Origin of the sequence: Mesorhizobium sp. M7D.F.Ca.US.004.03.1.1, assembly GCF_003998635.1 — a bacterium.
Lineage (GTDB): Bacteria > Pseudomonadota > Alphaproteobacteria > Rhizobiales > Rhizobiaceae > Mesorhizobium > Mesorhizobium loti.
Genome location: NZ_RZQG01001185.1, coordinates 1 through 1,549, shown reverse-complemented (window position 1 = coordinate 1,549; position 1,549 = coordinate 1). Strand labels below are relative to the sequence as shown.

1 protein-coding gene is annotated in these 1,549 nt (G+C 64.1%); it reads left to right on the top strand.

Translation table 11 applies throughout. The annotated features are described in order from the left end of the window. A partial coding sequence (locus EN935_RS35355; RefSeq protein WP_127374194.1) for a CmpA/NrtA family ABC transporter substrate-binding protein occupies positions 1-1,083 on the top strand: 1,083 nt, incomplete at its 5' end. Between the last annotated feature and the right edge of the window lie 466 nt (positions 1,084-1,549).

Genomic DNA, 1,549 nt, shown 5'->3' with positions numbered 1-1,549 from the left:
ATCGGCCACTTCCATCTCGCGCATATGCTGGGGCCGATGCCGCTGGCCTGCAATCTCGGGCTGACGCCGCTCGCTTCCGAGACCATCGTCCCGTTCTCGCTCGGGCTCGGCGGCAATTGCGTCACGATTTCCAACGCCGTCTGGGCCGGCATGGCGGCGCATGGCGCCGCGCCTGATCTCGATCCGGCGCGCGCTGGTGCAGCACTTGGCGCGCTCATTCGCGAGCGTGCTGCCGCCGGCCATGATCCGTTGCGCTTCGCCGTCGTGCATCCGCATTCCGGGCACAATTACGAACTGCGCTACTGGCTTGCCGCCTGCGGCATCGATCCGACGCGACAGATCGAGATCGTCATCGTGCCGCCGCCGTTCATGGCCGACGCGCTGGCCACAGGGCGGATCGACGGCTACTGCGTCGGCGAGCCCTGGAACAGCGCCTCTGTCGCCGCCGGCACCGGCCACATCGTCACCGTCAAGGCCCAGATATGGCGTAACAGCCCGGAGAAGGTGATAGGTGTGCGCAAGGCCTGGGCGGACGAGAACCCCGAGGCACTGGCCGCACTGCTGCGCGCGCTGCATCATTCAGCTCGCTGGTGCCAGGATCCGGCCAACCACGGCGAATTGGCCGCTGTCATGTCGCAGCCTGGTTTCCTCGGCCTGCCGCCGGCCGTGCAGATGCCGATCCTGACTGGACATCTCCAACTCGGCGACGGCGCGGAGCGGACGATCGACGACTTCTTCCTGCCCTTCGACAAGGCCGCGAACTTTCCGTGGAAGAGCCATGCGTTGTGGTTCTACACGCAGATGGTGCGCTGGGGGCATGTGGCGCACACGCCTGAGAACCTCGCCATTGCTCGGGATTGCTATCGTCCCGACCTTTATCGTTCGGCGCTGAAGCCGCTTGGCGTGGCACTTCCCGGCGCCAATTCGAAAGTCGAGGGCGCGCTCCGCGTCGCCACCGCGGTCGGCGCGACAGGGGCGGGCCTGGTGCTCGGCCCGGATGGTTTCTTCGACGGCCAGATCTTCGATCCGGACGAGGTCGACGGCTACATCGCCGCCCAGAAATCAGCCCGCGCGGAAGCCTGATCATTTCCGCGCCATTCTTGTGCATTGCACAAAAATTGTGCGTGCGATTGCTCCAATGAACAATCTTTGGCCTGCCAGCCATAGGGTCCCGCGTGTCGGTGACCGGCACGTATCGCTGATTTCATTTATCTTTTTCATCTCCTGCTAAACTGGCACGGTTCCTGCTTTGGAATAGACAGACCCTTCACGGGTCACGGAACAGGCGTCCAATGGCGGGCGCCACAGGCAAAGCTGCCGCTCAGGTTCATGCGCTCCCGGTCACCCGGACGCGAAGACCTGGCTGGCGGCTTTTTTGTTTTGATCAACACGCAATCGACGACGCGGTCCCAAGCCGCGCCCAACCGGAGACGACGATGACGAAACGGATCAGGACTGGAACAACCCTCAAGGACATGACCCGCCGCGATTTTCTGGTCAGCAGCGCGATGACGGCGGGGCTGTTCGTGGCCGCCCGCAAGCTCTTCCC